General features: G+C 34.4%; 1 pseudogene. It reads left to right on the forward strand.

What is annotated here, in order from left to right:
- Positions 1-547, forward strand: a pseudogene (locus tag RI01_RS02505) (AAA family ATPase); the annotation flags it as partial.

Raw genomic sequence — 547 nt, forward strand, 5'->3', positions numbered from 1 at the left:
CACCAAGAAAATAAAATCTCCCAATTAGAACAAGAATTAGTCACTTTAAACCAAACACCTGACAAATACGAACAAACCATCAAAGATAAAAACCAAGAAATCATCGATATTAAAAATAATCTTAAAACTCTTCCAACTCAAGAAGAAAGATTAAGAAAAGAATTAAAGTTGGTCGATAATCGTCGCGAACTTCAAAAAGAACCCTCTAACTTAGTTTGTTACATCAAAGACCGTCATCCTTTCGACCGTTGGAATAAAAATGGCGATACTTACAACCATACCACTTTAGACGGATTCGATTCCGCTTCTTTCGATATGAAAGATGACAGTCATTTATATTCAAATATCAATTTCGAAAAACAACAACACAAAGGCCCAGGTGGCAATTATTTAATCGTTAAATATAAAGGTCCTAAACACTTCTTAGAAGAAGACAAAGACTACTACCTTGGCGAGGCTTTCGTTCACGGTGCTAACTTCAAATTAACCCATTTCCATCTCCACTTCAACCCAAAAAGAAAAACTTTATCCCTTTACCAAGATAAAC

The sequence above is a fragment of the Italian clover phyllody phytoplasma str. MA1 genome (assembly GCF_000300695.1).
GTDB lineage: Bacteria > Bacillota_I > Bacilli_A > Acholeplasmatales > Acholeplasmataceae > Phytoplasma.